Genomic DNA, 25,107 nt, shown 5'->3' with positions numbered 1-25,107 from the left:
GGTTCCCTTCATGAAGTTTTCGGGGGGTGAGCCCGAGGTTCGGTCACTCAGAGTGTGTAGATGGTGACAGAACCGGGCCGTTCCCCGAGCATTGCACGCCTGCCCAGGGCCCACGGTCCCTCGGACGGGTGATTGGCGGGGCGCCCGTCTGCCATCGGCCGGATCCGTCGCATGACAGGGGCGCGGGGCTCACGCTTCCGGTTTGCGGTGCACCCGGGTGATCCAGTCCGCCGGTTTGGCGATCTCCGCCTTGGTGGGGAGCGTGTTGGGGGAGGTCCACACCCGGTTGAAGCCGTCCATGCCCACCTCCTCGACGACCGCGCGCACGAAGCGTTCGCCGTCGCGGTACTGCCGGAGCTTGGCGTCCAGACCGAGCAGCTTGCGCAGGGCCATGTCGAGGCGCGAGGCGCCCTTGGCCCGGCGCTGCTGGAACTTCTCCCGGATCTCGGCGACGGTCGGCACGACCTGGGGGCCCACACCGTCCATCACGAAGTCGGCGTGGCCCTCGAGCAGCGACATGACGGCGGTGAGCCGGCCGAGGATCTCACGCTGCGCGGGCGTCTGCACGATTTCGACGAGGGAGCGTCCCTCGTCGCCCTCCTCGCCCTCGGGGCGCCCGCCGGCGAGCGACTGGGCGGCTTCACGGACGCGTTCCAGGACGGTCATGGGGTCGACGTCGGTCTCCCCCAGGAACGACTGGATCTCGCCCTCCAGGTGGTCCCTCAGCCAGGGCACGGCGGTGAACTGGGTGCGGTGGGTCTCCTCATGGAGGGTCACCCACAGGCGGAAGTCGTGCGGTTCGACGTCGAGTTCGCGTTCGACGTGGACGATGTTGGGGGCGACGAGCAGCAGCCGTCCGCCGCCGTTCGCGCCGGCCGGGAGGTCGCGGGTGGCGGGGGCGAAGGTCTCGTACTGGCCGAGGACGCGGGAGGCGAGGAAGGAGAGCAGCACACCCAGTTCCACGCCGGTGACCTTGCCGCCGACGGCGCCGAGGACCGCGTTGCCGGGGCCGCTGCCGCGGCGTTCCTGCATCTTGCCGAGGAGCGGTTTGAGGAGTTCGCGGAAGCCGGCGACGTTGGCCCGGACCCAGCCGGGGCGGTCGACGACGAGGAGGGGGGTGTCGTGGGTCTCCTCGGTGCCCAGACGAGTGAAGCCCCGGACGTGTTCCTCCGAGGCCTTGGCGTGCCTGCGCAGTTCCGCGACGACGGCGCGGGCCTCGTCGCGGCTCACGTCGGGGCCCGGTCGCATGAGCCGGGTCGCGGTCGCGACCGCGAGATTCCAGTCGACCATCCCGGAAGAGGCAGCACCACCGATGCTCGTCATGCGTCAACGGTACGTGAGTGGCCCGGTTCGGGGCAGGGCGGCGAGGTGGTGGGGGTGCCGGTCGTGGGGCCTTGCGAGGGTGTCGTGCCTTCGGTTCTCGCCCCCGCCGCCCCTTTCCGTCCTGTCCCTGGGGGCTGCGCCCCCATCCCCCCTTCTTTTGCGCAGTTCCCCGCGCCCCTTGTTGCCCAGGCCCCTTTCCAGGTCACCGGCAGCCGCAGGTCGCCAGGGCCGTGGCCGCCTTGTCCAGGGCGGATTGGGCCGCCGTCGGGCCGGGGGTGTTGTTCGCCAGGAAGGCGAAGGCCAGGAGGCGGCCGTCCTTGTCGACGACGGTGCCAGCGAGGGTGTTCACGCCGGTGAGCGTTCCGGTCTTGGCGCGTACGACGCCGGCCGCGCCGTCGGTGTAGCGGCCGGCGAGGGTGCCGGTGAAGCCGGCGACGGGCAGACCGGTGAGGGCGGGGCGCAGTTCGGGGTGGGCGGGGTCACCGGCCTTGACGAGCAGGGCGGTGAGGAGGTCGGCGGTGAGTTTGTCGCGCCGGTCGAGACCGCTGCCGTCCTTGACGTCGGCGCCCTTCACGGGGAGGCCGAGGTGCTTGAGGCGGGCGGTGATCGCCGCGCCGCCGCCGGCGAAGTCTGCGGCGCCGCCGGTGGCCAGGGCGGTGTGCCGGGCGAGGGCCTCGGCGAGGTCGTTGTCGCTGTTGGTCAGCATCCGCTCGACGAGGACGGCGAGCGGCGGCGAGGCGACCGTGGCCAGGGTCGTGGCCCGGGTGGTGGCCTTCGACGGGCCGGGGGGCGTGGCCTTGATGCCGTGCTTCTCGAGAAGGTCGCCGAACTTCCGCGCGGCGTCGGCCGCCGGGTCCGCGACCCGGGGGGCGGGGCCGCTGGTGGAGTCGTCGGTGCGGGCCTCGTCGACCATCAGGGGGGTGACGGCGGCGAGGTTGGGATTGACCCCGATCGGGTGCATAGCGGCGCCCTTGTAGAGGGTCGTGTCGTACGACAGTGTCACTTCGCGCACACCGCGCTTGGCCAGGGCGGCCGCGGTCCGTTCGGCGAGGTCGTGCAGGTCCGCGAGGCCCCGGGGCTTCTTGCGGGCGGTGAGCGTGGGGTCGCCGCCGCCGACCAGGACGACCTCCTCGGTGTCGGGTTCGTACACCGCGCGGGTGGTGAGGCGGTGGTCGGGACCCATCGCGGAGAGCGCGGCGACGGCGGTGGCGATCTTCGTGGTCGAGGCCGGGATCAGGGCGTCGCCGGCGCCGGAGCCGTACAGCCGCTCGCCGGTGGCCACGTCGACGACGGCGGCGGAGCGGCGGCCGAGGGCCGGTGACTTCAGCAGCGGGTCGAGAACGGCGGCGAGGCTCTTCGGGGCGGGCGCGGACCGGGCGGCGGTGGCGGTGCCGCCGAGTCCGGTGAGCACCGAGGCGGCCGGCGGGGCGGCCTGCGGCCGGCGGGGCGGCGTACCGGCGTGGGCGCGGCTGCCGCCGTGATCTGTGCCACGCGAGGCTTCCAGGGCCACGGCCCGGTGGCGCTCGGCCGTACGCTGACCCGAGGAGTCCCAGGGACCGGCGGCGGTCACCACACCCGCGGCCAGCGCCAGACCGGCGGTGGCGGCGGTGGCGGTGAACTGCCAGGTCTTCGGCCGCGCGACCCGCGGGACCTGCGGTGATCCCGGCCGGTCCGGCCGTGCGGACCGTGGCCCGTCGGCCGCGGTGTCGCGCCCCGGACGTGGTCGTACGCTCTCCGCGGCCCGGGCGAGACGCGACCGTACGGCGTCCGCGATCCGCACGACGTGCGGTCCCGCGGCCCGCCAAGGCCTCAGCTCTGGCACGACCACCAGCCCCTTTCGCGATCACACACCTGCGTGAGGGACACTTAACCACCAGAACTATGTGCTGATCATGGAGGAGCGTCCGGTGGAGTTCGACGTCACGATCGAGATCCCGAAGGGTTCGCGGAACAAGTACGAGGTGGACCACGAGACGGGTCGGATCCGCCTGGACCGTCGGCTCTTCACCTCGACCGCCTACCCGACCGACTACGGCTTCGTCGAGAACACCCTCGGCGAGGACGGCGACCCGCTGGACGCGCTGGTCATCCTGGACGAGCCGACGTTTCCGGGCTGCCTGATCCGCTGCCGCGCGATCGGCATGTTCCGCATGACGGACGAGGCCGGCGGCGACGACAAGCTGCTGTGCGTCCCGTCGACCGACCCGCGCGTGGAGCACCTGCGCGACATTCACCACGTGTCGGAGTTCGACCGCCTGGAGATCCAGCACTTCTTCGAGGTCTACAAGGACCTGGAGCCGGGCAAGTCGGTCGAGGGCGCCAACTGGGTGGGCCGGGTGGACGCCGAGGCCGAGATCGAGCGGTCCTACAAGCGTTTCAAGGAGACGGGCGGCCACTGAGCCCTCCCCCGCTGCGAGACGCAGAACGGGCCGTACGCGCGCGTGCGGCCCGTTTTGTTGTGCGTGCGCATACTGAGGCAGTAGGAGGGGCGGGCCGGGGAACGGTCCTACGGACGGTGTCGTACAGGGAGCGAAGGGCAAGTGACGGACGCGGAGGACCGCAAGCCGCAGTCGGACGAGGCAAGGAGTGCGTTCACACCGCCCGCCGGTGTCGCGGCGACGGCGGAGGCCGAATCGTCGACGACGTCCGAGTTCGCGCTTCCCGAGGGGCTGGCCGTCTCGAAGCCCGGTACGGACTCCGAGACGACCTCGGAGTTCTCGGTGCCGGACGGCCTGGACGTGGCGCCGCCGCAAGCCGTCGAGTCCGAGGGTTCCGCGTTCAACCCGCCCAGTACGTACAACTCGAAGCAGCCGCCGCCCGCGTTCACCCCGCCGAGCGGCGTGCCGGCCGTCAGCCTCACCCGGGACGTGCCGTGGCAGGACCGGATGCGCACGATGCTGCGGATGCCGGTGACCGAACGGCCGGCTCCGGAGTCGGTGCACCGGCACGACGAGGCGGGTCCGGCCGTGCCGCGCGTGCTCGACCTGACGCTGCGTATCGGGGAGCTGCTGCTCGCGGGCGGTGAGGGCGCCGAGGACGTCGAGGCGGCGATGTTCGCCGTCTGCCGCTCCTACGGCCTGGACCGCTGCGAGCCCAACGTCACCTTCACCCTGCTGGCGATCTCCTACCAGCCGTCCCTGGTCGACGACCCGGTGACCGCCTCCCGCACGGTGCGCCGCCGCAGCCCCGACTACACCCGTCTGGCGGCCGTCTACCAGCTGGTGGACGACCTCAGCGACGACGAGACGCATGTCTCCCTGGAGGAGGCCTACCGGCGGCTGGCGGAGATCCGCCGCAACCGGCACCCGTACTCCGGCTGGGCCCTGACGGCGGCGAGCGGGCTCCTCGCGGGCGCGGCCTCGGTGCTCGTCGGCGGTGGCTTCCTGGTGTTCGTGTCCGCCGCGATCGGCGCGATGCTCGGCGACCGGCTGGCCTGGCTGTGCGCGGGGCGAGGGCTGCCGGAGTTCTACCAGTTCACGGCGGCCGCGATGCCGCCGGCGGCGATCGGGGTGGCGCTCACCGCGGCTCACGTGGACGTGAAGGCGTCCGCGGTGATCACCGGTGGGCTGTTCGCGCTGCTGCCCGGGCGGGCTCTGGTGGCGGGCGTGCAGGACGGCCTGACGGGCTTCTACATCACGGCGTCCGCGCGTCTGCTGGAGGTCCTCTACTTCTTCGTGGGCATCGTGGCCGGGGTGCTGACGGTGCTCTACTTCGGCGTACAGGTGGGTGCCCAGCTGAACCCGGACGCCGCGCTCGGGGGCGACCCGCGACCGGTGCTGCAGATCGCCGCGTCGATGGCGTTGTCCCTGGCCTTCGCGGTACTGCTCCAGCAGGAACGGTCCACGGTGTTGATGGCGACGCTGAACGGCGGTGTCGCCTGGGTGGTCTACGGGGCGATGCACGTGACGGGTGACATCTCACCGGTGGCGTCCACAGCGGTGGCCGCCGGTGTGGTGGGCCTGTTCGGGCAGTTGCTGGCCCGGTACCGGTTCGCGTCCGCGCTGCCGTACACCACGGCGGCGATCGGGCCGCTGCTGCCCGGTTCCGCCACGTACTTCGGTCTGCTGGGCATCGCCCAGAACGAACTCACCTCGGGGTTGGGGTACCTCACGAAGGCCGTGGCCCTGGCCATGGCCATCGCGATCGGGGTGAACCTCGGGTCGGAGATCTCCCGCATCTTCCTGCGGATCGGTTCTCCGGAGAAGCGCCGGGCGGCCAAGCGGACGCGAGGCTTCTAGGGTGTCCGCGCCCTTCCCGTCCCGGCGCCGTCCGGGGGCGCTCAGTAGCCGCGGTTGTACGGCTGCTGCTGGTTCCCGTTGTGGTACTGGTCGTTGTGGTACTGGTCGTTGCCGTACGGCTGCTGGGGCCGCTGCTGCGGGTAGCCGCCCTGGTCGCCGTAGTGCTGCTGGGCCGGCGGCGGGGTGTCCGGGGTGATGCGGCGCAGCTGGGTGGTGGCGTCGTCCATCACCGGCGCCTGGGGGTGGTGCGGGACGGTGGCGGCCGGGGCCTCGGCGGCGGCGCGCTTCTTCTTCCCGCGCTCGCGCAGGTACTCGATGATGATCGGCACCACGGAGATGAGGACGATCAGGACGAGGATCGGCTCGATGTTCTTCTTGATGAGCTCGATCTGCCCGAGCCAGTAGCCCGCGCAGGTGACCCCGCAGCCCCAGGCGACACCGCCGATGACGTTGTACGTGAGGAAGGTGCGGTACTTCATGCGGCCGGCGCCGGCCACGATGGGGGCGAAGGTGCGCACGATCGGGACGAAGCGGGCCAGGACGATCGCCTTGGGACCGTACTTCTCCATGAACTCGTGGGCCTTCTCCAGGTTCTCCTGTTTGAAGAGCTTGGAGTTGGGCCGGTTGAACAGCTTGGGCCCGAAGAACTTGCCGATCATGTAGCCGACTTGGTCGCCGATGACGGCGGCCAGCACGATCAGCGTGCACACCAGCCACAGCGGCTGGCTGATGTAGTTGCCCTCAGCCACGAAGAGACCCGCCGTGAACAGCAGGGAGTCGCCGGGCAGGAACGCGAAGAGTCCGGATTCCGCGAAGACGATCAGGAGGATGCCGGGAAGGCTGAACGTCTCGATCAGGTAGTCCGGGCTCAGCCACTCAGGGCCGAGCGCAAGCGTGGTCACGGGGATGTGGCTCCTGCAGCTGGGGGGTACGGGCTGGGCTGGCTGCCCAAATTATGAACGCAGCCGTTGAGGCCCAGGTTCCGCGGGGGTACCCCAGCATGCACTGTCCCCCGCCCCGGAGAAAGCCGCGAGCCGGCGCCGTACGGGATCCGTGCTGGTCGTGGCCCGGAAGAGATCCGGGCCACGACCGCTCAGGAGGTGTGCCGCACGGCGTTGGCGAGGATCGCGTCCCGCATGTAGGCGGCGAGACCGGGCTTGGCCTGGTCGATGTTTCGCGTGAAACGTTCGTCGTTGACGTACATCTCACCCAGGCAGGTGTGCATCTCGTGCCCGCAGTCGTAGTGATTGCGGGAGATCCCCTGGCGGTGGGCCTCGGCGGCGTCCATCGCCGCCTCGGAGTCCGCCGGCTCCCCTGCCTCCATCAGCCCGACGAACCGCCGGGTCAGCTCGTCCGCCTCGCTCTGGATCCGCTGCCAGTCCTCCTTGGTGTAGGAGGCCGCCCGCTGCTGCGACTGACGGTAGGCGTCGGTGTCGCCCCACCGGTCCCGGACCTCTCCCTCGTACTGGTCGGGGTCGAAGTCCCCGAACACCTCGAACTTCTCCTCGGGCGTCAGATTGATCCCCATGCTGCGTGCCTCCATCGCTTGTTCCACGGCCGCCGCCATCTTCCGCAGCCTCTCGATCCGGGCGGTCAGCAGGTCGTGCTGGCGGCGCAGATGTGCGCGCGGGTCCGCGTCCGGGTCGTCAAGCAGGACGGCGACCTCCTCGAGCGGGAAGCCGAGCTCGCGGTAGAACAGGATCTGCTGCAGCCGGTCGAGGTCGGCGTCGCTGTAGCGCCGGTGCCCGGCCAGGCTGCGCTCGCCGGGCACGAGCAGGCCGATGGCGTCGTAGTGGTGCAGGGTGCGCACCGTGACGCCGGCGAAGCCGGCCACCTGTCCCACGGAGTAGCTCACTTCCGCTCCTTTCGGTTCCGCGCTCCAGCCTGGGTCCTCACGCCACGTGAGGTGCAAGCGGGTTCCCGATTTGTCCGTCTCATCCGTTTATCGTGTGCGCGTGGCCCAGGACAGCACGCAGCCCGCACCCCCCGCCCCTCCGGCGACCGCGGCACGCACTCTGCTGCCGACCATCGCCCCGGCCCTGCTGGTGGGCGTGGCGACGAGTCTGGTCCTGCTGGGGGTGAGCGCTGCCGCCGAGGAGCTGCAGGACGTCCTCTGGCAGACCCTGCCCGACGCCCTCGGCGTCGGCCGGTACTCCGTGCTGTGGATGTTCGTGATGCTCCTCGCCACCGGCGTGGCGGTCGGGCTGGTGGTGTGGAAGATCCCGGGCCACGCGGGCCCCGACCCCGCGACCACCGGCCTCGACGCGCCGGTGCTGCCGCTCGGGGTGCTGCCCGGGCTGCTGCTGGCGACCGCCCTCGTGCTGGCCGGCGGGCCGAGCCTGGGACCCGAGAACCCGATCATCGCCGTGAACGTCTCGCTGGCGGTCTGGGCGGGCCTCAGGGCCTTCCCCCGGACCACAGCGCGCGGGTGGGTGGCGCTGGCGGAGGCGGGGACGATCGGCGCGCTGTTCGGTACGCCGGTGGCCGCCGCCCTGGTCATCTCGGAGGCGCTGGCCGGGCAGCGGATCAAGGGGCAGCTGTGGGACAGCCTCTTCGCGCCACTGGCGGCCGCCGGGGCCGGTGCGCTCACGACCTCTCTGGTGTCGGAGCCGAGTTTCGATCTCCGTCTGCCGCCGTTCGGGCACCCCGGCTGGGGCGATCTGCTGGCGTCGCTCGTGGTGGCCTCGGCGGGCGCGGCGCTCGGCATGTGCGCCGTCTACGCCTTCCCGTACGTCCACGGGGCCTTCGCTCGGCTGCGGCACCCGATGCTGATGCTTCCCGCCGGCGCTGTGGTGCTGGGCACCCTGGCCGCCCTGGGCGGGCATCTGACGCTGTTCAAGGGGCTCGACGAGGTAGCGGAACTGGCGAAGGACCCTGAGGGCTGGACGGCCGGCGAGTTCGCCACGATGACGGTGGTGAAGCTGGCGGCGCTGCTCGTCGCCGCGTCCTGTGGCTTCCGCGGCGGGCGGATCTTCCCGGCCGTGTTCGTGGGCACGGCGCTCGGACTGTGCGCGCACGCCCTGGTGCCCGCGGTGCATCCGGCGGTGGGCGTGTCGGCGGCCGTACTGGGGGTCCTGCTGGCCATCACGCGGCAGGGCTGGGTGAGCCTGTTCGTCGCCGCCGTCCTGGTCGACGCCCCCGGGATGCTCACCCTCCTGTGCATCGCCTCCCTGCCGGCCTGGCTGCTGGTCACGGGCCGCCCTCACATGCAGTTGCGGCCGGACGGGACGGCCGTCCGGTGATCAGCAGCCGTCCATGGACCCGCACGGCCCTCACGGGCTCCCCGACACCGCACGGAGGCACCCATGCCGCTCCACAGAGCCACGCAGCACGACGAGCGCCCCATGTCCGTCAACCCCTTCCTGGGGCCGGCGAACCCGGTCGGGGACATGACCGAGGCGCCGCCCCGGCACCGGATGCCTACCGCGCCCATGGCGCCCTCGACGGCGTATCAGCTCGTGCACGACGAACTGATGCTGGACGGCAACGCGCGGCTGAATCTCGCCACCTTCGTCACCACCTGGATGGAGCCCGAGGCCGGTCTCCTGATGGCGGAGTGCCGGGACAAGAACATGATCGACAAGGACGAGTACCCGCGCACGGCCGAGCTGGAACGGCGCTGCGTGGCGATGCTCGCGGACCTCTGGCACGCGCCCGATCCGTCGGCGGCCGTGGGCTGTTCGACGACCGGTTCGAGCGAGGCGTGCATGCTCGCCGGGATGGCGTTGAAGCGGCGCTGGAGCCGGCGCGCTCCCGCGCGGGGCGCCCGGCCGAACCTCGTCATGGGCGTCAACGTCCAGGTCTGCTGGGACAAGTTCTGCACGTTCTGGGAGGTGGAGGCCCGTCAGGTGCCCATGGAGGGCGAACGGTTCCACCTCGACCCTGGGGCCGCGGCCGAGCTGTGCGACGAGAACACCATCGGGGTCGTCGGTGTCCTGGGCTCCACCTTCGACGGCTCCTACGAACCGATCGCGCAGCTGTGCGCGGCGCTGGACGGGCTCCAGGAGCGCACCGGCCTCGACGTCCCGGTGCACGTCGACGGGGCGTCCGGTGCGATGGTCGCGCCCTTCCTCGACGAGGACCTGGTGTGGGACTTCCGGCTTCCGCGCGTGGCGTCGATCAACACCTCGGGGCACAAGTACGGGCTGGTGTACCCGGGTGTCGGCTGGGCGCTGTGGCGGGACGCGGACGCACTGCCGGAGGAGCTGGTCTTCCGGGTCAACTACCTGGGCGGTGACATGCCGACCTTCGCGCTGAACTTCTCCCGGCCGGGCGCGCAGGTCGTGGCGCAGTACTACACGTTCCTGCGGCTCGGCCGGGAGGGCTACCGCGCGGTGCAGCAGGCCGCGCGGGACGTGGCCACGGGTCTCTCCGCGCGGATCGGGTCGCTCGGCGACTTCCGGCTGCTCACCCGGGGCGACCAGCTCCCGGTATTCGCGTTCACCACCGCGCCGGAGGTGACGGCCTACGACGTCTTCGACGTGTCCCGGCGGATGCGGGAGCACGGCTGGCTGGTGCCCGCGTACACCTTCCCGGCGAACCGCGAGGACCTCTCGGTGCTGCGGGTGGTGTGCCGCAACGGCTTCTCGGAGGACCTCGCGGACCTGTTCGCCGAGGACCTGACCCGGCTGCTCCCGGACCTGCGCCGGCAGCCCCATCCCCTCACGGACGACCGCGACGCGGCGACCGGCTTCCACCACTGACCGGTCCTCACTGCGGCAGCCTGTCCCGGCCAGGGCTCCGACCAGGCCGGGCAGCCCCTCCCCCGTCCGGGACAGCCGTCTACCTCTCCCGGCCGAGCGGAGAGGCACCGTTCCGTTCACCGGCTGAGCCGAGCGAAGCGGCGTACCGCCAGGGGGAAGAAGATCGCGAGGAGTACGAGGGGCCAGGCGACGGCGGCCCACACGTGGTCCGGTTCGCCGCCGGGGCTGCCGAACAGGTCGCGTACGGCCGTGGCGGTCTGGGACAGGGGGTTCCACTGGACGACCGTGCCCAGCCAGTCGGGCATGGACGTCGGTTCGGCGAAGGCGTTGGACAGGAAGCCGACCGGCCAGACCAGGATCTGCACGGCCTGCACCAGTTCCGGTTTCCCGGCCACCAGCGCCAGGTGGATGCCGATCCACAGCATGGCGAACCGGAACAGCAGGAGCAGCCCCACGGCGCCCAGGAAGCCCGCAGGGCCGCCGTGGGTACGCCAGCCGAGCGCGGCGGCGACGCCGAGCAACACCGCCAGGCCGAGCGCCGACTGGAGCATGTCGGCGGCCGAACGCCCGACGAGGACCGCGCCGTTGGCCATGGGCATGGAGCGGAAGCGGTCGATGACGCCCTTGTTGAGGTCCTGGGTGACGGCGACCATCGTGCCCTCCAGGCCGAAGGCCATGGTGAGGGCGAGCATGCCGGGCACCAGGAAGTCGAGGTACTCGCCGCTCACGCCCCGGCCGCCGCCGACCAGGTAGCCGAACATCAGCAGCAGCATCACCGGGAAGACCAGGTTCACGACGACCGCGACGGGCTGCCGGCCCCAGCGGGCCAGTTCGCGGCGGGTCATGGTCCAGGAGTCGGTCAGGGCGTAGGTGGTCATACGGCCTCCTTCGTACGGTCGTCGGGCCCGGTCAGGTCTTCGGGCCCGGTCAGATGGAGGAAGACCTCGTCGAGCGTGGGCCTGCGCAGGGCGATGTCCTCGGCCTCGATGCCGGCGTCCTGCAGCGCGCGGACGACCCCGGTGAGGGCGGCCATGCGGTCGGTCACCGGGGCGCTCAGCAGCCGCCGGTCGGTGTCCACCGTGACCGCGTCCTTCGGTACGGGCAGCAGGGCGACGGCCGCGCCCAGGTGCCCGGCGTCGCGCAGGACGACGTCGATACGGTCGCCGCCGGTGGCCGCCTTGAGTTCGTCGGCCGTGCCGTCGGCGATGACGCGGCCGGCGTCCACCACGCTGATGCGGTCGGCGAGCTGGTCGGCCTCCTCCAGGTACTGGGTGGTGAGCAGGACCGTCGTGCCGCCGCCGACCAGGGAGCGGACGGAGTCCCACACCTCCGCGCGGCCGCGCGGGTCGAGACCCGTGGTCGGTTCGTCCAGGAAGAGCACCTCCGGTTCGGTGATCAGGGACGCGGCGAGGTCGAGGCGGCGCCGCATGCCGCCGCTGTACTGCTTGACCGCCTTGGATCCGGTGTCGGAGAGGTCGAAGCGCTCCAGCAGTTCGTCCGCACGCGCGCGGGCACGGCGCGCTCCCAGGTGGTGCAGCCGGCCGAACAGTTCCAGGTTCTGCCGGCCGCCGAGTTCCTCGTCGAGCGCCGCGTGCTGGCCGAGCAGGCCGATGCGCAGCCGTACGGCGTACGCCTCGCGCACGACGTCGTGCCCCGCCACCTCGATGCGGCCCGCGTCGGGGCGCAGCAGGGTGGCGAGGATCCTCACCAGGGTGGTCTTGCCCGCGCCGTTGGGCCCGAGCACCGCGTGCACCGTGCCGCGCCCGACCGTGAGGTCGAGCCCGTCCAGTGCGGGTTTGCCGTTTCCACCGCCGCTTCCGCCGTATGTCTTGCGTGCTTCCTCGACGGTGATCGCCGCGTCGGCCACAGGAACTCCCTTGCTAATCAAACTTGACTACCTGCGCCCAGCGTAATACCCGGCCCACCTCTGGTCAAACTTGATTACTGCGTATCCCCGGGATGCGGTTCCCTGTCCTCGGTCGCGAACGGGTTCTCCTCGCCGTCGGCCAGAACGCCGACGAACGGCTCGCCCTCCCCGGCGAACGTGTACGCGCCGCCCCGGATCCGCTCGATGAGACCGCGGGTCCACTCGGCACCGGTGTCCGCGGAGTGGATCCAGAAGTCCATGATCTCGCCGATGTGCCCCAGCTGACCGGGCCCGTCCTCGGGCGTGTAGTACTCGGTGACGGCCTTGCGCCACTTCTCGATGGAGCGCATCCGCTGCTCCAGGAGGGCGAGGGCCTCGGCACGGTCGAGGTCGACCATGAGACCGAGACCGGCCGAGAGCACGTCCGGCTTCTGGTCGTAGGAGGTCAGCGACTCCCGCAGCAGCCGGAAGTACTCCTCGGTGCCCTGCTCCGTGACCTCGTACTCCGTGCGCGGAGGGCCGCCGGCCGTGGACGGGGCGACCTCGTGCGCGTGCAGCAGTCCCTGCTTGGCCATCTGCTTCAGCGCGTGGTAGATCGAGCCGGGCTTGGCGTTGGACCACTCGTGCGCGCCCCAGTACTCCAGGTCGTTGCGCACCTGGTAGCCATGGGCCCGCCCGTGCTGGCGCACCGCGCCGAGCACCAGGAGACGGATCACTGACATGCGGTCCAGGGTAGGCCGCGCCCGGTCACTGCCAGGAGACGCCCTGCCCGAAGACCTGCCGGCCGCAGGCCTAACGGCAACTCATGCGCCGGTGCGGCCCACATGCTCGATATGGAGCATGCGAGTGTCGTGGTCGACGCGACAAAGGACGCGCCAAGGGCCACGGTGCAGTCGGCGGTGCCCGGTACCCCAGGCACGCGAGCCCTCGGGACGCTCGTTCTCGGCCAGCTGATCGGTGACTCGCAGGAGTGCGTCCACACTCGCCGGATCGGCCTTGAGGTGTCCGGCGGCGGCAGTGAGCGCCGTCGGTTCCCACACAACCTGCCCGGTCACTCGCTCCTCCCCGCCGCTTCGAGCAGCGCGCGGCGGGCTTCGTCATGCGGTATGGGCGTCTCGGCCCGCCCGAGGGCACGGTCGCGCTCCAGACGTGCGAGGGCGAGGGCGTCCTCGAGATCCTCCAACTCCGCCGGGGAGATGAGGACTGCGGCAGGGACGCCGCGGTCGGTCAACGTGATGTCGCTCAGAACGGGAAGCCGCTGCGGCCGTGCTGGACCGAGATCCACTTCATGGTGGTGAAGGCGTCCAGCATCGTGTCGCCGTTGAGCCGGCCGATGCCCGAGTGCTTCTCGCCGCCGAAGGGGACGATCGGCTCGTCGTGCACGGTGCCGTCGTTCACGTGGAACATGCCGGTGTCGATCCGCTTGGCGAAGTTCACACCCCGCTCGACGTCACCGGTGTGCACCGCGCCGCTCAGCCCGTACGGGGTGTCGTTGACGATGCGTACGGCCTCCTCCTCGCCGTCGAACGGGACGAGGAAGACGACGGGACCGAAGACCTCCTGCCGGAGCAGGGCCGAGTCCGCGGGCAGGCCGGTCAGCACGGACGGCCCGACCAGGTTGTCGGTGCGGTCGCCGCGCACCAGGGCGGTGCCGCCCTCGGCGAGCGCCTGGTCGACGACCGCCGTCAGCGCGTCCGCCTGCCGGGAGTTGATCACCGGGCCGATGACGGTCTCCGGGTCGCGCGGGTCGCCCGCCTTGAGGGACCTGACCTTGGCGACGAACTTCTCGGTGAACTCGTCGGCCACCGCGCGGTCCACCAGGACGCGGTTGGCGGCCATGCAGACCTGCCCCTGGTGGACGTACCGGCTGAACACGGCCGCGTCCACGGCGTAGTCGACGTCGGCGTCGTCCAGGACCACCAGGGCGCTGTTGCCGCCGAGCTCAAGCACCGAGCGCTTGAAGTGGGAGGCGCAGACGGTCGCCACGTGACGGCCGACCTGGTCCGAGCCGGTGAAGGAGATGACCTTCGGTATCGGGTGCTCCAGGAAGGCGTCGCCGATCTCCGCGATGTCGGTGATGAGCACGTTCAGCAGGCCGCCGGGCAGACCGGCGTCCTCGAAGATCTTCGCGACCAGGGCGCCGCCGACGACCGGAGTGTTCTGGTGCGGCTTGAGCACCACGCCGTTGCCGAGGGCGAGTGCCGGGGCGACGGACTTCAGCGACAGCAGGAATGGGAAGTTGAAGGGGCTGATCACGCCGACGACGCCGACCGGCACGCGGTAGACGCGGTTCTCCTTGCCGTCCACCGGCGAAGGGATGATCCGGCCCTCGGGGCGCAGCGCCAGGTGGACCGCCTCGCGCAGGAACTCCTTGGCGAGGTGCAGCTCGAAGGCCGCCTTCAGACGCGTACCGCCGAGCTCGGCGACGATCGCCTCGGCGATCTCCTCCTCGCGCTCCTCGACGAGCCTGAGCGCCTTCTCGAACACCGCGCGGCGGGCGTACGGATTGGTCGCCGCCCACTCCTTCTGCGCGCGGGCGGCCGCCCGGTACGCCTGATCGACCTCGTCGACCGTGGCTATGGTGATCGACGCGAGTTTCTCGTCGTCGTACGGGTTGAAGTCGATGATGTCCCAGGAGCCTGTGCCCGGGCGCCACTCACCGTCGATGTACTGCTGAGCCAGGTCGGTGAAGTACGACGACATCTGATCCCTCGATCCCTTGCTGCATCAGCAGAGCCCTGATCAACTGCACGGTCTGATTGCACGTCATAGTACGTGTGTTTCAACCGAGTTGAGGGCTGTCTCAGGACAGTTGCAGCAGTCCGCGGAGAAGGTCCCGGCTCTCCGACGGGCCCGGGCTGTCGTGCTGGAGCTCCTTGAGCGCCTTCTCGTACTGGGCCACGTCCTCGGCCTTGTCGAGGTAGAGCGCGCTGGTCAGCTGCTCCATGTACACGACGTCCGACAGGTCGGACTCGGGGAAACTCAGGATGGTGAACGAGCCCGACTCACCCGAGTGGCCGCCGAGGCTGAACGGCATGATCTGCAGCCGGACGTTGGGCCGCTCGGAGATGTCGATGAGGTGCTGGAGCTGCCCGCGCATCACCGTGCGGTCGCCGTAGGGCCGGCGCAGGGCGGCCTCGTCGAGGACGACGTGGAACTCGGGGGCGTTCTCGGAGACCAGGTACTTCTGGCGCTCCAGGCGCAGCGCCACCCGGCGCTCGACGTCGGCGTCGCTCGCGCTCTTCATGCCGCGCCGCACCACCGCGCGGGCGTACTCCTCGGTCTGCAGCAGGCCGTGCACGAACTGCACCTCATAGGCGCGCAGCAGCGAGGCCGCGCCCTCCAGCCCCACGTAGGTGGGGAACCAGCTGGGCAGAACGTCCGAGTAACTGTGCCACCACCCGGCGACATTGGCTTCCTTGGCGAGGGAGATCAGCGAGGTGCGCTCCTGCTCGTCCGTGATGCCGTAGAGGGTCAGCAGGTCCTCCACATCCCTGGTCTTGAAGCTCACCCGGCCCAACTCCATCCGGCTGATCTTCGATTCGGAGGCGCGGATCGAGTAGCCCGCCGCCTCGCGCGTGATCCCCCGCGCCTCACGCAGTCGCCTGAGTTGTGATCCGAGCAGCATGCGCCGCACCACCGATCCCGGCTCTCCCGCGCTCACGTTCGCCAGCCTCCCCAACGTCTTCAGGGCCCGCAGTCTGCCACTAAAACACTTCGAGCAGTACTCGTCCGGTTACGGAAACGGAATCGAGCCGCGCAATCCGCTCAGGAAGTGGCACGGAACGGGCAGTGAAGGAGCAACGAGGAGGCAAGAGAACAGCCAGGAAGGGACGCGAAGATGACGGAAAAATTGGCCAACAAACCAGTACGGGCAGGGCCAATTCGGTCAGCTGCACGTGCATCTGCCCTTGCATCTGCTGTTCGCATCCGAAACCATGGTCCCCGCACCACCGCCGCTCGCTACGACCGCGAATTCCCGGGAGTGCCTCGCATGGGGACGAATGGATCGACCATGCTCGAGCCGTTACGGCAGGGCCTTCCGCCGCTGAACCTCGCGGCCGCCTCCGACGCCGCCTCCTGCGCCCTCCCCGCCCGCTACGAAGCGGTCCGCGACGCACGGCAGTTCACCCGCAAGACCCTTGACCAGTGGGACCTGAGCGACCGTTTCGACGACGTGTGCCTGGTGGTGTCCGAACTCGTCACCAATGCCCTGCGGCACGCCGTGCCGGGCGGCGCGCCGAGACCGGGACCGCAGGACCCGCCGGTGCGGCTGCATCTGCTGCGCTGGAGCGAGCGGCTGGTGTGCGCGGTGCGCGACCCCAGCGACGACAGCCCCGTCGCCCGCGACTCCGACGACTTCTCCGCCGAGTCCGGCCGCGGACTGTTCCTGGTCGACTCCTTCAGCGACAGCTGGGGCTGGCACCCGCTGACGGGCGCGCTCAGCGGCAAGGTGGTCTGGGCGCTGTTCCGGCTTCCGCGGCCCGCCGAGGGGCGGTCCGGCAGCGGCTGCGCATGACGCACCGGGCCCGTCGGCGCGTCGCGGATCTACGCGCGTCGTCACCCACCTGCGTGCCTCTGGACCCCTGAACAGCCCCTGCGGCCCGGGCAGCACCGGGCCCTGGAACCCCGCCCGGTGTTTCAGCCCCGGACCAGGTGGTCGAACTCGCCGTCCTTCACGCCCAGCAGCATGGCCTCGATCTCCGCGCGGGTGTAGACGAGCGCCGGGCCGTCCGGAAAGCGGGAGTTGCGCACGGCGACCTCCCCGCCGGGCAGCCGGGCGAACTCCACACAGGACCCCTGCGAGTTGCTGTGGCGGCTCTTCTGCCAGGCCACGCCGTTCAGCCCGGTGGCCGCCATGCCGTTGTACACGCCGGGCGCGCCGGCACCGTCGTACACGTCACCGTCGTACACGTCGTGGTCCACAGGTCGCTCCCCGCTGGTGCACTGGCTGGTGTGGCCATTGATGCAGTGGTCAACTGACCGGGATCATAGCTTCGTTCACGTGCAGATGCATGGGCAGATGCACGTGCACGCGGGGTGTTCCTGCGATTACAGCGTCGACGGTCGTGCTGTGCCCGCTTTGACGGACGTTTTACCGAAGCCCCGCTGCCTTGTAGACGCATGCGGGGGCGTTTGTGTTCCATCCTGTGCCGTTCCGGTGAAGCGGGTCGTCCAAGGTGCGAAGTGCGTCACGGAGGTCTGGCCGGGCGGCGTGCGGTTCCTGTTAGCTGACGGCGGTCGTCCGGCCGGTGGGGCCGGCAACAGGCAGGGGGCTTGCAGTGACTTCGGAGGCTTCGGACGCTTCGGACGCTTCGGTGAGCGCGATGGACGGGCTCGGCTCGGTGACGTGCCCGCCCGCCGCGGGGGCACCGCGCGGGTCGCGCTCCCGGCGCCCACGGATGGCCGCCGCGGCCGTGGGACTGGCCGGCGCGCTCGCGCTGACGGCGTGCAGCGGGGACGGGTCCGGCGGTTCGGACGACTCGGCGAGCCCCACCCCGTCCGCCTCGGCGACCGCGGACTCAGGTGGCGGCACGGGAGGTTCCGGGGCGAGCGGGGCCCCGGCGGGCGAGCTGGAGGGCAGCTGGCTCACCACGGCCGGGGGCAAGGCCGTGGCCCTGGTGATCACCGGCAGGAACGCGGGCCTCTTCGCCACGGGCGGTCCCGTCTGCAGCGGCAGCGTCCAGGAGGACGCCGGGAGCCGGTCGATCCGCCTGAAGTGCGACGACGGGAGCGAGGAGCGGGCGAAGGGCACGGTCGACTCCGTCGACGACACCTCCCTGAAGGTCACCTGGGAGGGCACCCTGGGCACCGAGAGCTACACGAAGGCCGAGGGCGGCAAGCTGCCGACGGGGTTCCCGACGGCCGGTTCGGGCTCCTGAGCACCGCCCTTCCGGCGGTTCGGCCCCTCGTCAGGGAAGGGGCGGGCGCGATCCGACCTGGGCGTCGTCCGCCGCGCGGGCGCCCTCCTCCCAGCCGGCCGTGTCGCTCACCCCGCGCAGCCGCGTGGTGGTCGTCTCCGGGAACAGACGGTCGGTCCGGTCGGTGACCGCCACCGCGCGGGAGGCGAGTACCGGGAGCAGGTCGTCGCTCACCGGGGTTTCGGCGGCGGCCGCGAGCCGCGTCCCCACGCGGTGGGCGTAGGCCGCGAGGAAGGACTGCCGGAACGTTTTGGTCCGCTTCCGTCCGCCCGCGCGCTGCGCGGCCTCCGCCCTGGTCATCGCGGTGGTGGCCTGCACCAGCAGTGAGGCGTAGAGGAGTTCGACCGCTTCCAGGTCGGAGGCGAAGCCGACCACGGTGGAGAAGCCGAGGGGTTCGTTCCACACGGCCCGGCAGTGGTTGGCGCCGGCGACGGCGTCCAGCAGCACCGCCTTGGCCTGCTCGTAGGGCGGTTCCACCCCGATCCGGCAGGCGCCCGGCGTCTCTGCCGAGGGCGCCCGCGCGGCGAGCAGCGCCTCGTCGACGCTGTGCCGCGCCATCAGCTCCTGCGCCTTGGCGCTGAGCGCCTCCGCCTCCTCCGGGAACCCGGTCGCCTCCGCCTTGGCCAGCAGCGCCCGGATGCGGCCGGACACGCGGGACTCCGGCCGCCGGTCCGCCGGGTCCGGGGCACCCGTCCCGTCGAGGGGTTCGAGGGCCGGCAGGCGCAGCAGCAGGCGGTACAGCTCCAGTACGGCCGTGGCGTGCGAGAAACGGTCGCCGCGCGGGGCGGGGGCGGGGTTCTCCGCCGCGCGTGCGTCGATCCGGGCCAGCTGGGCCTTCCAGCGCGGACCCCGGGGGTGGTCGTCGCGCGGTGCCTGCGCGCGGATGAGCGCCGAGACGAGCCGCACATGGACGTCGTCCAGTTCGCGCCGGACGATCCGTACGACGTCGGCGGGCTGCCAGCCGCGCCGCCACGCGGTCGCGACGAACTCCTCGCCTCGACCAGACAGTTCCCCGTCGGCGGCCGGATCGGCGGCGAGCAGGGAGGCTCCGGTGTCGAGGGCGGTGTCGCCGGTGTCGTAGAGGGCGGCCCGGAAGGCGCGGTCGACGGTGCTGGACGTACTCACGAGCCGATCGTGCCATGACTCGGGGAGGTCACCCGTAAGTGTCAACTTCGAGTTGACACCGTGAGGGTGTCAACTTACGGTTGACACATGACGAAGAACCCCGCCATCAAGTCATCCGTACGTCTCGACGACCTCATCGCGGCGATCAAGAAGGTCCACGAGGAGCCCCTCGAACAGCTCCAGGACGCGGTGCTCGCGGGTGAGCACCTCGGTGACGTTGCCGACCACCTGATCGGTCATTTCGTCGACCAGGCCCGGCGCTCGGGCGCCTCCTGGACGGACATCGGCAAGAGCATGGGGGTCACCCGCCAGGCCGCCCAGAAGCGTTTCGTCCCCAAGGAGGGCAACGACCTCGACCCGAGCCAGGGCTTCAGCCGCTACACGCCCCGCGCCCGCAACACGCTCATGGCCGCGCACAACGAGGCGCAGGCCGCACGCAACGCCGAGGGCCTGCCCGAGCACCTGGTCCTCGGCCTGCTGGCCGAGCCGCAGGGCCTGGCGGTCATGGCGGTCATCGAGCAGGGCGTCACCGTGGACGCCGTCCGCGAGGCCGCCCGCGCGGCGCTCCCGCCGGCCGTCGAGGACGCCCCCGAGCTGGTGCCGTACGGCCAGGCGGCCAAGAAGGTCCTGGAGCTGACCTTCCGCGAGGCCCTGCGCCTCGGCCACAACTACATCGGCACCGAGCACATCCTGCTGGCGCTGCTCGAGCACGAGAACGGCGAGGGCCTCCTCAGCGGCCTCGGCATCGACAAGGCGGCGACCGAGCGGTACATCGCCGAGATGCTGGCCCAGTACGTCGAGACGCGCACGGAGGACGAGCCGGCGCAGGAGGGCTGATCCGGGCACTCCCGGTCGCGGCCGGGTCCCGGGAGTGCCAGGGTCCCGAGTCGGCCAGGTCCCGAGTCGGCCAGGGTCCCGAGTCGGCCGAATTCCGGGCCGGCCGAATTCCGGGCCGGCGGGATCGTCCGCACGGCGGATTCCCTGGTCAGGGGGCATTGTCAGACCCCCCTGCCACACTCGCAGCATGACCGACCGGTGGGCACTCGCTCCGGCCGAGGAAGGCGGCGTGGACGTCGCCCCCCTCGGTCCGGACGGGCTGCCCGCCGGCCCGGTGCGGCGGGAGGCGGACCTCACCGAGGCCGTGCGGAGCCGTCGCGGAGTCACGAGGTGGGTGTGGCGGTCCACCGCCGAGGTCTACCCGCGCCTGCTCGCCACGGGGGTGCGAGTGGAGCGGGGATACGACATCGAGGCCGCCGAGACCCTCCTCCTCGGTCATGAGGGGCGGTACGGGGAACCCCGTTCGGCCGCGGCCGCACTGGCCCGGCTGCGCGGCGGCCCCGTACCGCCCGATCCGCCGCAGCGCCACGCCGAACCGGGCGCCCAGTCACCGCTCTTCGAACCCCGGGGCACATCCCTGCCGCTCACCGACCTCCTCTCCGTCTACGCCGAGCAGCAGCGGCGAACGGACGCCACCGCGCACCCCGACCGGATGCGGTTGCTGACCGCGGCCGAGTCGGCGGGCATGCTGGTGGCCGCCGAGATGAACCGCGCGGGACTGCCCTGGCGGGCGGACGTCCACCGCGCGGTGCTGCACGACCTGCTCGGCGAGCGGTACGCGGGCGGTGGCGAACCCCGCCGGCTCGCCGAGCTCGCCGACGACGTGTCCGCCGCCTTCGGCCGCCGGGTCCGGCCCGATCTGCCGGCCGATGTGGTCAAGGCGTTCGCCCAGGCCGGCATCAAGGTGTCCTCCACCCGCCGCTGGGAGATCGAGTCCGTCGACCACCCGGCCGTCAAACCGCTCATCGAGTACAAGAAGCTGTACCGGATCTGGGTCGCGCACGGCTGGTCCTGGCTCCAGGACTGGGTGCACGACGGCCGCTTCCGGCCGGAGTTCCTCGCGGGCGGAACGGTGACCGGCCGCTGGGTGACCAACGGCGGGGGCGCCCTGCAGATCCCCAAGGTGATCCGCCGCGCCGCCGTCGCCGACCCCGGCTGGCGGCTCGTGGTCGCCGACGCCGACCAGATGGAACCGCGCGTGCTGGCGGCCATCTCCCGTGACCCCGGGCTGATGGAGGTGGCCGGCCGGGAGACCGACCTGTATCAATCGGTGTCCGACCGTGCCTTCTCCGGCGACCGCGCCCAGGCCAAACTCGCCGTCCTCGGCGCGGTCTACGGCCAGACCTCCGGCGACGGCCTGAAGAACCTCGCCGCGCTCAGACGCCGCTTCCCCAAGGCGGTGGCCTACGTCGACGACGCCGCCCGCGCGGGCGAGGAGGGCCGGCTCGTCCGGACCTGGCTGGGCCGCACCTGCCCACCCGCGGCCCGCGCGACGGACGACGCGGGGGAGGAGGCGGGCATCCCGCTCGCGGAGGAGGAACAGACCGCCGACGCCCGGCAGTGGGTCCCGGGCTACGCCTCGACCAATGCCCGCGCCCGTGGCCGCTTCGCCCGCAACTTCGTGGTCCAGGGCAGCGCCGCCGACTGGGCCCTGCTACTGCTCGCCGCGCTGCGGCAGACCCTCGCCGGCATGGCGGCCGAACTGGTCTTCTTCCAGCACGACGAGGTGATCGTGCACTGTCCCGAGGAGGAGGCGGCCACGGTGGCGGAGGCGATCCGGCAGGCCGCGGACCTGGCCGGCCGGCTGACGTTCGGGGAGACACCGGTGCGGTTCCCCTTCACGACGGCGGTGGTGGAGTGCTACGCCGACGCCAAGTGATCAGTCCGCCGCCCGGAACCCGGCCAGCAGCTCCCGCAGCTCCTCCACCACCGCCTGCTCGTCCGTCCCGTCCAGCGCGCCGAGCGCGGACCGCCACTGCTCCCGCGCCTCGCTGACACGCCCCTGCTCCCGCAGCAGCAGCCCGTACTGGTGGCGGGCCAGGCCCTCCACGTAGCGGTCGGCGCGGGCCTCCGCGCGGCGGAGCAGTCCGGCGCACTCACGGGCGGCCCGGTCGAAGCGCCCCAGCAGCCGCAGGGCACGGACAAGACCCAGCCGGGTCTGGGACTCGCCGTGCCAGTCGCCGTGCCCGCCGAGGATGCGCAGGCTCTCCTCGAAGTGCGGCAGCGCCGCGGCCGGTTCACGCAGCCGGAGATGGGCGTAGCCGATGTTGCAGTGCGCGGAATGCTGCACGATGACGGCGCCGATCTCGTCCCCGATGGCGAGCGAACGCCGGTGCTGCTCGATCGCGGCCCGCGGATCGGTGTGCTCGTACAGGTTGCCGAGGTGGCTGTGGGTGACGGCTTCGCCGTAGGGGTCGTTCAACTGCCGTGAGTGGGCGAGACTCTGCCGCAGCGCCTGCCCCGACTCGGTGTACCGGCCCAGCCCTTCGAGCAGCAGGCCCCGGTTGTTGAGCGAACGCCGGATCCAGGAGACGGCCCCGAGCCGCCGCCAGATCTCCAGCGCGCGGTCGGTGAGCGCGAGGGCGTCGTTGCTGCGGCCGGTCAGGAAGTGGAGCCCCGCCAGGTCGCCCAGCGCGTACCCCTCGGCAGCCTCGTCCCCGAGCCGCCGCGCCACCCGGAGCGCCGCCCGCCCGAGCAGCTCCAGTTCGGGAACCCGGCCGCGGCGCAGGAGGTAGGGGTAGAGCAGACGCAGCAGTACGGAGATGTGGGCGTCACGGCGGTCCGGTGCACCACTCGCGCCGGTGGCGCAGCCGGCGTACCGCTCGACCAGGGTGACGATGTTCTCCAGCTCCCGGTCGCCCCAGGCGAAGGCCGCCGCGGCGTCGGCGAAGGGCGGCACGGTGCCGACGTGGGCCGTGTGCCCGGGCGGCTGGGAGGGTGTCGGGCGACGGCGGTCGTCCAGGTCCAGGCCGGGTTCGACGATCGCGGCGAGGACGCGTTCGGCGACGGCGGCGTACCAGCGCAGGGCGGTCTCGGCGGCGTCCTCGCAGCAATCGGCGGCCGCGTGGGCACCGGCGCGTTCACGGGCGAAGTCGCGGACGAGGTCGTGGGGGACGTAGCGGCCGTACGCCGTCTCCTCCATGAGGGCCACGTCGACGAGCCGGTCCAGCGCGGCCCCGGCCCGCTGCTCGTCGGTGCCGGTGAGCCGGGCGATCAGGGGCGCGCCGTAGCCGGGCAGGTCGAGCGCTCCGATGCGGCACAGGGCGAGGGCGGCGTCGCGGTCGGCCTCGCGCTCGGAACCCCTGAGCGCGTCGTGCGCGACGGCCAGCGAACGGCGGACGCTCAGGTCGTCGTACTCCAGGTGGGGCAGCCGGCTGTCGCTGTCGGAGAGCTGCCCGGCGAGCGTCTCCGGAGTGAGGGCCCGGCGCGCGGCGAGCCGGGCCGCGACGACCCGCAGGGCCAGCGGCAGCCGGCCGGTGAGCGCGACGAGCGGATGACCGGCGTCGAGCCCGTCCCGGCCGGAGACCGCCCGCAGGAGAGCGGCGCTGTCCTCGTCGGACAGCGGGGCGAGGGGGACGCGGGCGGCGCCGTCGAGTGCGGTGAGCGGCGAGCGGCTGGTGACGATCACCGCGCAGCCGGCGCCCGCCGGCAGCAGCGGCCGTACCTGCGCGGCGTTCGCGGCGTCGTCGAGCACCAGCAGCGTGCGGGTGGGCGCGAGCAGGGAGCGCAGCAACGTGGCAGCGGCGTCCGGGTGTTCGGGGATGCCGCAGGGGTCGGTGCCGAGGTCGCGGAGGAGCGCGGTGAGGGCCTGTGCGGGGGTGAGGGGCGTCATGCCCGGGGTGGCGCCGTACAGGTTGATGTAGAGCTGGCCATCGCTGAAACGTTCCTTCAGCGTATGGGCGACCTGTAGCGCGAGCGCGCTCTTGCCGACCCCGGCGGTTCCGCCGATCACGGCCACGGCGGGCGCGTCCGTCCGCTCAGGACGGGTGAGCGCACGGATCAGCCGGTCCCGTGCGTCCCAGCGGCCGGTGAAGTGGACGGGGGGTGGGGGAAGCTGGGCCGGGCGGGGCGGGGTGGTGCCGCTCCCGTCGCCCCGGGACGGGCCATGGCCCCGGTCCCGGTCCTGCCCCTGCCCCTGCCCCTGCCCCTGCCCCTGATCGTGGCCCTGGCCTTCGTGGTCCCGGTCGCCCCTCCCCCGCAGCACCTCCACGTGGGCTGCGCGGACCCCCGGCCCCGGTTCGATGCCGAGCTCGTCCACCAGCCGGGCCCGCAGATCGCGGTGGACCACCAGAGCCTCCGCCTGGCGGCCGGTGCGGTGCAGGGCGAGCATCAGCTGACGGTGGTACGCCTCCCGCAGCGGATGCTCGGCGGCCAGCGCCGCCAGCTCGGGAACGAGATCGGCCAGGGACCCGCCGCCGAGGGCGAGTTCTGCGTCGTACCGCCACTCCAGAAGCAGCAGCCGCGCCTCGGACAGCCGCCGCACCAGGGCGTATCCGCCGATCTCCGGAGCGAGCCCGCCCAGCGGTGCACCTCGCCACAACGCGAGCGCGGCCGCGCACTCGCGCCGCACCCGTTCCCAGTCCCGCGCGGTGTGCGCGGCACGGGCCGCGGTGGTGTGGGCGTCGAAGAGCTGCACGTCCAGCTCGCCGTCGCCGACCCGCAGGACGTACCCCGCAGGCACGGTGACCAGCCGCGCGGGATCGTCGAGCAACCGCCGCAGCCGGGCCACGTGATTGTGCAGGGAGGGCTGCGCGGAGACGGGTGGCGCCCCGCCCCACATCGCGTCCTTGAGCACCTCGACGGAGACGACGCGCCCCGCCTCGAGCAGCAACACGGCCAGCAGTACGCGGAGTTTGGGGCTTCGGATGTCCCGAACGCCGCTGAGGACATCACGTCCGTCGCCGCCGTCGTGCAGAACCGGCTCCCCCAGCAGTCCGAACCGCAGCCCGCGTCGTGTCACGCCGCACCACTGCCTTCCGGGTGACTGGGGACGACCATTGGCCACATGTTAGCGATCCGTTGGCAAGTTCTGATGTGATCACTACATCGGACCCGGCCCGGGGGTGCGCGCGTAGAACGCGCAGCTCGGGGGA

At 71.8% G+C, this 25,107-nt stretch carries 22 protein-coding genes; 8 read left to right on the top strand and 14 right to left on the bottom strand.

The features are described 5' to 3' along the window. Positions 1-189 precede the first annotated feature (189 nt). Together ACZ44S_RS19385 and dacB are read right to left on the bottom strand one after the other, a co-directional pair. The gene (locus ACZ44S_RS19385) at positions 190-1,323 is read right to left on the bottom strand and encodes a zinc-dependent metalloprotease (RefSeq protein ID WP_190166691.1); all 1,134 of its coding nucleotides are present in this window, start codon (positions 1,321-1,323) and stop codon (positions 190-192) included. A gap of 202 nt (positions 1,324-1,525) precedes the next feature. Next, a complete protein-coding gene (gene dacB / locus ACZ44S_RS19380) occupies positions 1,526-3,151 on the bottom strand; it encodes a D-alanyl-D-alanine carboxypeptidase/D-alanyl-D-alanine endopeptidase (protein WP_466930556.1) in 1,626 nt (541 codons plus the stop codon). Between the two features lie 79 nt (positions 3,152-3,230). Here dacB and ACZ44S_RS19375 point away from each other — a divergent pair, with 79 nt between their 5' ends. Both ACZ44S_RS19375 and ACZ44S_RS19370 read left to right on the top strand, forming a co-directional pair. After that, entirely contained in the window at positions 3,231-3,722 is a 492-nt protein-coding gene (locus ACZ44S_RS19375) for an inorganic diphosphatase (RefSeq protein WP_030828087.1), read from the top strand. Between the two features lie 141 nt (positions 3,723-3,863). Beyond that, positions 3,864-5,561 carry a threonine/serine exporter family protein gene (locus ACZ44S_RS19370; protein WP_466930553.1) on the top strand — a complete coding sequence of 566 codons (1,698 nt, stop codon included), beginning with the start codon at positions 3,864-3,866 and terminating at the stop codon, positions 5,559-5,561. Positions 5,562-5,602: 41 nt separating this feature from the next. Here the strand turns inward: ACZ44S_RS19370 and ACZ44S_RS19365 are convergent, their stop codons facing one another. Next, positions 5,603-6,463, bottom strand: a complete 861-nt coding sequence (locus tag ACZ44S_RS19365) for a DedA family protein (protein ID WP_466930552.1) — start codon at positions 6,461-6,463, stop codon at positions 5,603-5,605. 191 nt (positions 6,464-6,654) lie between these two features. Continuing rightward, positions 6,655-7,416, bottom strand: a complete 762-nt coding sequence (locus tag ACZ44S_RS19360; protein WP_466930549.1) for a MerR family transcriptional regulator — start codon at positions 7,414-7,416, stop codon at positions 6,655-6,657. A gap of 100 nt (positions 7,417-7,516) precedes the next feature. Between ACZ44S_RS19360 and ACZ44S_RS19355 the strand changes: the two genes are divergently transcribed. Both ACZ44S_RS19355 and ACZ44S_RS19350 read left to right on the top strand, forming a co-directional pair. Further along, positions 7,517-8,803 (top strand): ion channel protein, encoded by a 1,287-nt coding sequence (locus ACZ44S_RS19355; protein ID WP_466930547.1) that lies wholly within the window; start codon positions 7,517-7,519, stop codon positions 8,801-8,803. 63 nt (positions 8,804-8,866) lie between these two features. After that, entirely contained in the window at positions 8,867-10,264 is a 1,398-nt protein-coding gene (locus tag ACZ44S_RS19350) for a glutamate decarboxylase (protein ID WP_466930545.1), read from the top strand. Positions 10,265-10,380: 116 nt separating this feature from the next. On the opposite strand, the gene ACZ44S_RS19345 is transcribed toward ACZ44S_RS19350, so the two are convergent. The 7 genes from ACZ44S_RS19345 to ACZ44S_RS19315 all read right to left on the bottom strand — a co-directional run bounded on the left by ACZ44S_RS19345 (position 10,381) and on the right by ACZ44S_RS19315 (position 15,759). Next, a complete protein-coding gene (locus ACZ44S_RS19345) occupies positions 10,381-11,142 on the bottom strand; it encodes an ABC transporter permease (RefSeq protein ID WP_466930542.1) in 762 nt (253 codons plus the stop codon). Continuing rightward, positions 11,139-12,131 carry an ATP-binding cassette domain-containing protein gene (locus ACZ44S_RS19340; RefSeq protein WP_466930540.1) on the bottom strand — a complete coding sequence of 331 codons (993 nt, stop codon included), beginning with the start codon at positions 12,129-12,131 and terminating at the stop codon, positions 11,139-11,141. Before ACZ44S_RS19340 ends, ACZ44S_RS19345 begins: the two co-directional genes overlap by 4 nt. 74 nt (positions 12,132-12,205) lie before the next feature. Then, on the bottom strand, positions 12,206-12,853 hold the full coding sequence (locus ACZ44S_RS19335) for a PadR family transcriptional regulator (RefSeq protein ID WP_466930537.1): 648 nt from the start codon (positions 12,851-12,853) through the stop codon (positions 12,206-12,208). An 81-nt stretch (positions 12,854-12,934) separates the two neighbouring features. Continuing rightward, a complete protein-coding gene (locus ACZ44S_RS19330) occupies positions 12,935-13,111 on the bottom strand; it encodes a type II toxin-antitoxin system RelE family toxin (protein WP_466930692.1) in 177 nt (58 codons plus the stop codon). Between the two features lie 71 nt (positions 13,112-13,182). Then, positions 13,183-13,362: a hypothetical protein gene (locus tag ACZ44S_RS19325; RefSeq protein WP_466930535.1), complete on the bottom strand. Its 180-nt coding sequence runs from the start codon at positions 13,360-13,362 to the stop codon at positions 13,183-13,185. Positions 13,363-13,373: 11 nt separating this feature from the next. Then, complete coding sequence (locus ACZ44S_RS19320; protein WP_466930533.1) at positions 13,374-14,834, bottom strand: aldehyde dehydrogenase family protein; 1,461 nt, start codon at positions 14,832-14,834, stop codon at positions 13,374-13,376. Between the two features lie 100 nt (positions 14,835-14,934). Then, positions 14,935-15,759, bottom strand: coding sequence for a helix-turn-helix domain-containing protein (locus ACZ44S_RS19315; RefSeq protein ID WP_466930690.1), 825 nt, complete (start codon positions 15,757-15,759; stop codon positions 14,935-14,937). A gap of 387 nt (positions 15,760-16,146) precedes the next feature. Here ACZ44S_RS19315 and ACZ44S_RS19310 point away from each other — a divergent pair, with 387 nt between their 5' ends. Beyond that, entirely contained in the window at positions 16,147-16,650 is a 504-nt protein-coding gene (locus tag ACZ44S_RS19310) for an ATP-binding protein (protein ID WP_466930532.1), read from the top strand. Positions 16,651-16,772: 122 nt separating this feature from the next. On the opposite strand, the gene ACZ44S_RS19305 is transcribed toward ACZ44S_RS19310, so the two are convergent. Further along, the gene (locus ACZ44S_RS19305; RefSeq protein ID WP_190166676.1) at positions 16,773-17,057 is read right to left on the bottom strand and encodes a DUF397 domain-containing protein; all 285 of its coding nucleotides are present in this window, start codon (positions 17,055-17,057) and stop codon (positions 16,773-16,775) included. A gap of 401 nt (positions 17,058-17,458) precedes the next feature. Between ACZ44S_RS19305 and ACZ44S_RS19300 the strand changes: the two genes are divergently transcribed. Continuing rightward, positions 17,459-18,013 (top strand): hypothetical protein, encoded by a 555-nt coding sequence (locus ACZ44S_RS19300; RefSeq protein WP_466930689.1) that lies wholly within the window; start codon positions 17,459-17,461, stop codon positions 18,011-18,013. Positions 18,014-18,043: 30 nt separating this feature from the next. Here the strand turns inward: ACZ44S_RS19300 and ACZ44S_RS19295 are convergent, their stop codons facing one another. Continuing rightward, positions 18,044-19,177 carry a DUF2786 domain-containing protein gene (locus tag ACZ44S_RS19295; RefSeq protein WP_466930530.1) on the bottom strand — a complete coding sequence of 378 codons (1,134 nt, stop codon included), beginning with the start codon at positions 19,175-19,177 and terminating at the stop codon, positions 18,044-18,046. 87 nt (positions 19,178-19,264) lie between these two features. On the opposite strand from ACZ44S_RS19295, the gene ACZ44S_RS19290 reads away from it, so the two are divergent. Then, positions 19,265-20,014 (top strand): Clp protease N-terminal domain-containing protein, encoded by a 750-nt coding sequence (locus ACZ44S_RS19290; protein WP_466930529.1) that lies wholly within the window; start codon positions 19,265-19,267, stop codon positions 20,012-20,014. 187 nt (positions 20,015-20,201) lie between these two features. Next, positions 20,202-21,893, top strand: a complete 1,692-nt coding sequence (locus tag ACZ44S_RS19285; RefSeq protein WP_466930527.1) for a bifunctional 3'-5' exonuclease/DNA polymerase — start codon at positions 20,202-20,204, stop codon at positions 21,891-21,893. Here ACZ44S_RS19285 and ACZ44S_RS19280 read toward each other — a convergent pair whose 3' ends face one another. Further along, entirely contained in the window at positions 21,894-24,974 is a 3,081-nt protein-coding gene (locus tag ACZ44S_RS19280; protein WP_466930524.1) for an AfsR/SARP family transcriptional regulator, read from the bottom strand. Positions 24,975-25,107 lie beyond the last annotated feature (133 nt).

Source organism: Streptomyces malachitofuscus, from assembly GCF_055571035.1.
Note: the sequence above shows the minus strand (reverse complement) of the source record. Positions and strands in the feature narration are given on the sequence as shown.

What these genes read in the sequence shown, in the direction of transcription:
- ACZ44S_RS19310 (WP_466930532.1), top strand. Translation starts at nt 16,147, where the DNA reads ATGCTCGAGCCGTTACGGCAGGGCCTTCCGCCGCTGAACCTCGCGGCC.
- ACZ44S_RS19350 (WP_466930545.1), top strand. Translation starts at nt 8,867, where the DNA reads ATGCCGCTCCACAGAGCCACGCAGCACGACGAGCGCCCCATGTCCGTC.
- ACZ44S_RS19385 (WP_190166691.1), bottom strand. Translation starts at nt 1,323, where the DNA reads ATGACGAGCATCGGTGGTGCTGCCTCTTCCGGGATGGTCGACTGGAAT.
- ACZ44S_RS19315 (WP_466930690.1), bottom strand. Translation starts at nt 15,759, where the DNA reads ATGCTGCTCGGATCACAACTCAGGCGACTGCGTGAGGCGCGGGGGATC.
- ACZ44S_RS19335 (WP_466930537.1), bottom strand. Translation starts at nt 12,853, where the DNA reads ATGTCAGTGATCCGTCTCCTGGTGCTCGGCGCGGTGCGCCAGCACGGG.
- ACZ44S_RS19345 (WP_466930542.1), bottom strand. Translation starts at nt 11,142, where the DNA reads ATGACCACCTACGCCCTGACCGACTCCTGGACCATGACCCGCCGCGAA.
- ACZ44S_RS19285 (WP_466930527.1), top strand. Translation starts at nt 20,202, where the DNA reads ATGACCGACCGGTGGGCACTCGCTCCGGCCGAGGAAGGCGGCGTGGAC.
- ACZ44S_RS19290 (WP_466930529.1), top strand. Translation starts at nt 19,265, where the DNA reads ATGACGAAGAACCCCGCCATCAAGTCATCCGTACGTCTCGACGACCTC.
- ACZ44S_RS19320 (WP_466930533.1), bottom strand. Translation starts at nt 14,834, where the DNA reads ATGTCGTCGTACTTCACCGACCTGGCTCAGCAGTACATCGACGGTGAG.
- ACZ44S_RS19300 (WP_466930689.1), top strand. Translation starts at nt 17,459, where the DNA reads ATGGACGGGCTCGGCTCGGTGACGTGCCCGCCCGCCGCGGGGGCACCG.